This window comes from Shigella sp. FC1967 (assembly GCF_001743005.1).
Taxonomy (GTDB): Bacteria; Pseudomonadota; Gammaproteobacteria; order Enterobacterales; family Enterobacteriaceae; genus Proteus.
The window spans coordinates 1-8,077 of record NZ_MIIZ01000564.1; the positions used below are offsets into that span (position 1 = coordinate 1).

4 protein-coding genes and 2 pseudogenes are annotated in these 8,077 nt (G+C 41.5%); 3 read left to right on the forward strand and 3 right to left on the reverse strand.

Annotation, left to right across the window (positions count from 1 at the left end):
* Positions 1 to 302 precede the first annotated feature (302 nt).
* A pseudogene (locus BHE89_RS05105) lies at positions 303 to 1,633 on the forward strand (SLC5/6 family protein).
* Positions 1,634 to 1,694: 61 nt separating this feature from the next.
* Positions 1,695 to 3,044, forward strand: a complete 1,350-nt coding sequence (locus tag BHE89_RS05110) for an L-cysteine desulfidase family protein (protein ID WP_069368326.1) — start codon at positions 1,695 to 1,697, stop codon at positions 3,042 to 3,044.
* A gap of 102 nt (positions 3,045 to 3,146) precedes the next feature.
* Here BHE89_RS05110 and BHE89_RS05115 read toward each other — a convergent pair whose 3' ends face one another.
* The 3 genes from BHE89_RS05115 to dnaB are packed head-to-tail and all read right to left on the reverse strand — an operon-like array spanning position 3,147 to position 6,938.
* Positions 3,147 to 4,343: an amino acid aminotransferase gene (locus BHE89_RS05115; protein WP_069368325.1), complete on the reverse strand. Its 1,197-nt coding sequence runs from the start codon at positions 4,341 to 4,343 to the stop codon at positions 3,147 to 3,149.
* 53 nt (positions 4,344 to 4,396) lie between these two features.
* Positions 4,397 to 5,488, reverse strand: a complete 1,092-nt coding sequence (gene alr, locus BHE89_RS05120) for an alanine racemase (protein ID WP_069368324.1) — start codon at positions 5,486 to 5,488, stop codon at positions 4,397 to 4,399.
* Between the two features lie 40 nt (positions 5,489 to 5,528).
* Positions 5,529 to 6,938 (reverse strand): replicative DNA helicase, encoded by a 1,410-nt coding sequence (dnaB, locus tag BHE89_RS05125; RefSeq protein WP_023583065.1) that lies wholly within the window; start codon positions 6,936 to 6,938, stop codon positions 5,529 to 5,531.
* A 155-nt stretch (positions 6,939 to 7,093) separates the two neighbouring features.
* Between dnaB and BHE89_RS05130 the strand changes: the two are divergent.
* Positions 7,094 to 8,077, forward strand: a pseudogene (locus BHE89_RS05130) (NADPH:quinone reductase); the annotation flags it as partial.

An 8,077-nucleotide genomic window follows, 5' to 3' on the forward strand; every position in this document is an offset into this window, starting at 1 on the left:
ATATTAATCAGTGCGTTATGTATTTTCAAAGGTTACAGCAGGGGGAAGGTTATTATTTACTGTTCCCTTTGAAGAGATTATCCTACTTTTCTCCTTGTGAGAGAATTATTTTTCCAAAACATTTTTCAGCTATCACGATTTATAACAACTTTTTTTCTCCGCAATATTTCCTATCATTTATCCCATAATAAAAATACCTGCAAAAAGTAAGTCTATTAGGTCATCGCGAAGTTAGATAGTTCTTTTTACCCCCAAAATTCGTTTTGCTATTAACAATTACAATATAAAAAGTGAGTACTAATATGGAAACGGCTTCCTCAAAAACAGAGACAACAAGCTATCCCGCAACTAGTGCTGGCGCTCGCCGAGCAGGTATGACAGAAGAACAATGGCGTGCAGCAATTAAATTCGACGGCAATGATGTGGGCTGGGTTATCATGAGTATCGGTATGGCTATCGGTGCAGGTATCGTGTTTTTACCTGTACAGGTAGGTCTGATGGGATTGTGGGTTTTCTTACTTTCCTCCGTGATTGGTTACCCCGCAATGTACCTTTTCCAACGTTTATTTATTAATACGTTGCTGAATCTCCTGAATGTAAAGACTACCCAAGCGTTATCACCGGCTATCTCGGTAAAAACTGGGGTATTTTATTAGGTGCTCTCTATTTTGTGATGTTAGTGATTTGGATGTTTGTCTATTCCACCGCTATCACGAATGACAGTGCTTCTTATCTACAAACTTTTGGTGTAACTGACAGTTTATTATCAGAAAATCCATTTTATGGTCTGATTTTAATCTGTGCGTTAGTGGCTATTTCTTCTCGTGGTGAACAATTACTGTTTAAGCTATCAAGCTTTATGGTAATGACAAAATTACTGGTTGTTGCGGCATTAGGTCTTTCAATGATTGGTATGTGGCATCTGTATAATGTTGGCGCCTTACCACCTGCTGGACGTTTAATTAAAGAAGCAATCATTACATTACCTTTTACATTGACTTCAATTCTGTTTATCCAAACATTAAGTCCAATGGTTATCTCTTACCGTGGTCGTAATAAAAACCGTGAAGTTGCTCGTCATAAAGCACTACGTGCAATGAATATCGCGTTCGGTGTGTTGTTCTGTACGGTTTTCTTCTATGCAATCTCATTCACATTAGCAATGGGTCATGATGAAGCCGTTAAAGCGTATGAACAAAATATCTCAGCACTAGCGATTGCTGCGAAATTCTTCCCGGGTGGTTGGGTCACGATTGTCAGCGTTATGCTGAATATCTTCGCCGTAATGACCGCATTCTTTGGTGTTTACTTAGGCTTCCGTGAAGCGACACAAGGGATCGTCATGAATATTCTGCAACGTTATATTCCAGCAGAGAAAATCAACCAAAAATGGGTACAAAACGGCATCATGATTTTTGCAGTACTTTTAGCGTGGGGTGCCATCATCCTGAATGCGCCAGTACTCAGCTTCACTTCAATTTGTAGCCCAATCTTCGGTATGGTGGGTTGTCTTATTCCTGCATACTTAGTGTACAAAGTACCGATGTTACACAAATACAAAGGCGCGTCACTCTACCTGATTATCTTTACGGGTCTGCTACTTTGTGTTTCTCCGTTCTTGGCATTCTCATAGTCGTCAACTGCGGTTCGAGTTAGCTGTTATTAAAAACGATATTAATCCAAGGTGTTAGATTATGAGCCAGAACAATAATTCTCATTTATGGTCACAGTTTGTTCGTCAGTTACGTGAAGGTGTTAAACCTGCGGTAGGCTGTACTGAACCCATTTCATTAGCATTGGCAGCGGCGAAAGCAACGGCGCTTTTAAGCGAGCCGGTGGTTCGTATTGAAGCTTGGGTTTCGCCAAATTTGATGAAAAACGGAATGGGCGTAACGGTGCCGGGAACGGGAATGGCTGGGCTACCTATTGCAGCCGCATTAGGCGCAACAGGAGGAGATCCTGATGCTGGACTGGAGGTTTTGTTAAAAGCATCCTCTGATGCAGTTGCTCAGGCGAAGACACTGGTTGCTCAAGGTAAAGTGACTGTTGGTGTAAAAGCACCTTGTGAAGATGTGCTTTACTCTGAAGCAAAAGTGTATAGCCAATCTGGTTATGCCATTGTCAGTATTGCAAGAGAGCATACACATGTTGTGCGCTGTGAATGTAACGGTAACGTTGTTTTTGAGGAAGATAAATCAGCGCTTACTCATAATGGTGAATGTACTGATGAAAAACCTTTTGCTGATGTTTGTGCTGAAGATATTTATGACTTCGCACTTAATGTGCCAGTGAGTGAAATTGAGTTTATGCTCGATGCCGCGCGTTTAAATGGTGCTTTATCAGCGGAGGGGCTGCAAAACACTTATGGATTAGCGATCGGTCGTACCTTAATTCTGCAACAAGAGAAAGGTTTGTTAGGTAAAGACTTGCTTAATGAGATCATGATCAGAGCATCAGCAGCATCTGATGCTCGCATGGGAGGGGCAGTATTACCTGCCATGAGTAATTCAGGCTCAGGTAATCAGGGCATTGCCGCAACATTACCTGTAATGGTTGTTGCTGAATTTATGAAAGCTGATGATGAAACCTTACTGCGTGCATTAGTTTTATCTCATTTAATGGCAATTTATGTTCATAGCCATTTTCCACCACTTTCTGCTCTTTGTGCGGCAACAACTGCGTCAATGGGAGCAGCTGCAGGAATGGCATGGTTACTCACAAAAGATTTTACGACTGTCAGTATGTCTATCAACAGTATGATTGGTGATATCAGTGGCATTATCTGTGATGGCGCATCGAATAGCTGTGCAATGAAAGTATCAAGTAGCGCAGCGAGTGCCTATAAAGCTGTACTGATGGCGATGCAAAATCAAAGTGTTGCGGGTACTGATGGTATTGTTAGTGACGATGTCGACAGTTCAATAGCGAATCTCTGTGCATTAGCCAGTTGTGCAATGCAACATACAGATATTCAAATTATTGAGATTATGGAAGAAAAAGCGCGTCATAATGCTGGGGAAAAGAAGCAAGCTGTCAATATATAAAAGGTAAAAACCGAAAGCGACAGTGATGTTGTGGTATAGTAGAAAAATACCTGCTTATGAAAATAGGCAGGTATTTTTTATGATGACATCGTGTTGATTGGCTTAAATACTGACAGCTGCAAAAGCTTGAGCAATACGCTGAACATTACCTGTATTAACACCCGCCATACAAACACGGCCAGTACCAATAAGATAAATACCAAATTCGTCACGTAATCTATCAACTTGTGCCTGTGTAAAGCCGGTATAACTAAACATACCGCGTTGAGTTAATAGATGATCAAAGTTCTTTTCAGGCAGTGCAACTTTTAAAGCTTCGACTAAAGTAACGCGCATCTCTTTAATACGATCACGCATATGCGCGACTTCTTTTTGCCATTGTGCAGTTAACACTTGGTCAGAGAGCACTCTATTGACAATTTGTGCACCATAGTTTGCAGGGCTTGAATAGATACGACGTACACCCGCTTTTAACTGACCTAATACATGTTCACATTCAGTGGCATTATCACAAACAATTGATAAGCCGCCAGCACGTTCACCGTAGATCCCAAATATTTTTGAAAAAGAGTTACTGATCAGTATCGGTAATCCTGCCTGTGCCATCGTACGAATAGCGTAAGCATCTTCATCTAAATTTTCCGCGAAGCCTTGATAAGCAATATCTAAGAATGGAATTGCTTGACGAGCTTTTAATACTTCAGTGACTTGATCCCATTGATCTTTAGTTAGATCAGAGCCTGTTGGGTTGTGGCAACAGGGGTGCATTAATACGATACTTTTTTCAGGTAGCTTTTTAAAGCAATCTAACAGTGCTTCAAATTTTACACCTTTGGTTTCAGGATCAAAGTAAGGGTAGTAATTCACGTTGAAACCCGAACCCGCAAAAATAGAGGCATGGTTATCCCAAGTGGGATCACTTATCCACACTTCTGATCCTGGAAAATAGCGATGAAGAAAATCAGCACCCACTTTTAGTGCGCCTGATCCCCCTAATGTTTGGATTGTGGCAATTTTCTTTTCTGCTATGAGTGGATTATCTGCACCGAAAAGAAGAGCTTGAACTTCGCTGCGATAAGGCGCTAGCCCTTCCATTGGTAAATAAAGTGTTGCGGTAGGTGTCATGGCATTAAGTTGCTGACGCGCAACTGAAACTGTTCCTAAAATAGGCGTCTTGCCTTCCTCGTCATAATAAAGACCGATGCTTAAATTAATTTTATCCTGACGAGGGTCTTTGTTATAAACATCCATTAATGAGAGAATCGGATCTCCCGGAAACGCTTCAACCTGTTGAAACACGGCTTCTTCTCCAATCACTTTTAGTGTGTCATAGGGATACAATATCGTGTGTATTATTGTTCGTCTAGGTATTCCATGATGACGCGTGAAGTTAATTTCGTAATCAACTCATAGGCGCTAATACCACTATATTTGGCAATTTCTTCTACGGGCAACACATCTCCCCATAAAATAGCTTCATCACCAACATGATCAATGAGTTCAGTTCCCAAATCGACGCTGATCATATCCATAGAAACTCGGCCAACAATAGGGACTTTTCGGCCATTGATCCACACTGGAGTACCTGAAGGTGCACTGCGAGGATAACCATCGCCATAACCAATCGCGATCACCCCAAGATAAGTGTCTTTTTCACTGACCCATGTACCACCATAACCAACAGGTTCACCCGCTTTGTGTTTACGAACGGCAATCAGGCTTGTTTTCAGTGTCATTGCAGGGGTTAAGCCAAAGTCTTTACCCGTTCTTTCATCACCAGTAGGAGAAATACCATAAGTAATAATGCCGGGGCGAACCCACTGATAATGGACTTGAGGCCAAAATAAAATACCCGCAGAAGCAGCGATAGACTTATCACCCGCTTTATCTTGAATAAAATCTTGAAATAGTGAGATTTGTTTTTGTGTTGCTTCAGGAACATCAGGTTCATCAGCGCGACTAAAATGGCTCACAATATTGACCGGTTGTTGTACATTTTTGCAGGCGGAAAGTCGTAAATAGAAGGCTTGTGCATCTTCAGGTCGCACGCCTAAACGGTGCATCCCTGTATCAATTTTCATCCATACTTTGACCGGTTCATCCAAGTTTGCCTGTTCTAATGCTTCTAATTGTTCTTGGCTGTGAACAACAGTTTCAATGTGGTTAACGACTAAAATAGGGAGGTCAACGATATCAAAAAAGCCTTCTAACAGAAGAATGGGTTTTACAATTCCCCCACTTCGTAAAGTTAATGCTTCACCAATACGTGCAACACCAAAACAATCAGCATTATCCATTAAGGTATATGCTGTTTCTAATAACCCATGACCATAAGCGTTTGCTTTCACGACAGCTATCAGGTGGCTATGTGGGGCATAGTCTCTCACATGCTGAAAATTGTGACGCAGAGCGCGGCGATCTATCACTGCGGTTGCCGCTTTCATATTATTCCAATACTTCCTTTAATTGAGTCAAGGTGAGTGATTATTCATCGTCGTAAGCAGGGCCAGCATAGTTATCAAAGCGTGACCATTGGCCGTTAAAGGTAAGCCTTACTGTACCAATTGGGCCGTTACGTTGTTTACCGATGATGATTTCTGCAACGCCTTTTAAATCGCTACTTTCGTGGTAAACCTCGTCACGATAAATAAACATGATAAGGTCAGCATCTTGCTCAATAGAGCCCGATTCACGTAAGTCGGAGTTCACAGGACGTTTATCAGCACGTTGTTCCAAACTACGGTTTAACTGTGATAGAGCAACCACAGGAACTTGTAATTCTTTAGCTAATGCTTTTAAAGAACGAGAAATTTCAGCAATTTCTAGTGTTCTATTTTCAGATAATGAAGGTACTCTCATTAGCTGTAAGTAGTCAATCATGATCAGGCTTAAACCACCATGTTCACGATAAATTCGGCGAGCACGAGAGCGAACTTCTGTTGGTGTTAAACCCGATGAGTCATCGATATACATATTGCGTTTTTCAAGCAAAATACCCATGGTGCTTGAAATACGCGCCCAATCTTCATCATCAAGCTGACCTGTACGAATTCTTGTCTGATCGACACGAGATAACGATGCCAACATACGCATCATGATTTGGTTGCCGGGCATCTCTAAGCTGAAGATCAGTACGGGTTTTTCTTCCGTCATTGCCGCATTTTCACATAAGTTCATGGCAAATGTGGTTTTACCCATAGAAGGACGCGCTGCAACAATAATTAAATCTGACTTTTGTAACCCTGCGGTTTTTTTATCAAGATCTTGATAACCACTTGAAACCCCTGTGACACCATCATGCGGTTTTTGATAGAGCTGTTCTATTTTTTCAACCGTCTCTTCTAAAATTGCATCTATTGCTTTAGGGCCTTCGTCTTTATTGGCTCTTGTTTCAGCAATTTGGAACACTCTTGATTCAGCAAAGTCGAGAAGATCTTCACTGGTGCGTCCTTGGGGATCAAAACCCGCATCTGCAATTTCGTTGGCAACTTTTATCATATCGCGAACGACAGCACGTTCACGGACGATATCTGCGTAAGCGTTGATGTTCGCTGCACTTGGTGTATTTTTTGAAAGCTCAGCTAAGTAAGCAAATCCTCCTACACTGTCTAGCTCGGCATTTTGTTCTAATGCCTCGGATAGCGTAATAAGGTCGATAGGTTTGCCTAATTCCAACAAACGTTGCATTTGCGAGAAAATAGTACGATGAGGTCGGCTATAAAAGTCTTCTGCGGTGACACGTTCAGAAACATTATCCCAACGTTCATTATCTATCATCAGACCGCCTAACACGGACTGCTCTGCTTCCAGCGAATGGGGAGGTAGTTTTAATCCCTCCATTTGTCGGTCTTTAATATCAGACATCAGCTTGTCAGTGGTCTTGTTTCTGGCCATAAATCCTGCATAAAATCGAAAAAGTGTCAGTCAGCGTATTAGTATACGCTAACCCAATTATCTGTGCCTTGTAGAAATAGCTATCCTTTGTCATTATCTCTAAAGGTCTTTTTGCGCTCGCTTATTCAACCTTTTATCCTACAAAGGAGATAGTCATGGCTAAACGTATTCAATTTGCAACACATGGCGATGCAGATGTTCTTGAGTTAGCAACATTTACACCGGCTCCTCTTGGCGATCATGACGTTCAAGTTGCCAATAAGGCAATTGGCATTAACTATATTGATACTTATGTACGTAGCGGATTATATCCTGTCAGCCAATTCCCAAGCGGATTAGGCACTGAAGCTGCGGGTATTATTATCAAAACAGGCGCTAAAGTGACTTCACTTAAAGAAGGGGACAGAGTTGTGTATGCGCAATCTCCGCTAGGGGCTTATAGCGATACGCATAATGTACCAGAAAATAAAGTGGCACGTCTGCCTGATAATATCTCTTTTGAACAAGCTGCAGCTTCTTTTTTAAAAGGATTAACGGTTTATTATCTCTTCAATGAGACCTATAAGTTACAAGCGGATGAAACCTTCTTATTCCATGCTGCTGCAGGTGGTGTTGGTCTAATTGCAAGCCAATGGGCGAAAGCCATTGGTGCAAAAATGATTGGTACAGCAGGCAGTGATGAAAAAGTGGCCAAAGCAAAAGCCGCAGGAGCATGGGAGATGATTAATTATCAGACTGAATCGATTGTGGAACGTGTTTTAGCGTTAACTAATAACCAGAAAGTACCTGTTGTTTATGACTCTGTGGGTAAAGCAACTTGGTTAGATTCGTTAGACTGCTTACAACGTCGTGGTTTAATGGTGAGTTTTGGTAATGCATCAGGTGCTGTAACAGGTGTTGATTTAGGTATTCTCAATAAAAAAAGGTTCTTTGTATGTGACACGCCCCTCTATTTCGGGTTATATCACAACGCGTGAAGAGCTAGATACGGCAAGTGAAGCATTATTTGCGTTAATTGGTCGCGGTAAAATTGATGTAAGTGTGCCTGATAATCAGAAATTTGCTTTATCAGATGTGAAAGAAGCACATCGTTATCTTGAAAGTAGACAATCTCAAGGATCAAGCTTACTTATTCCTTA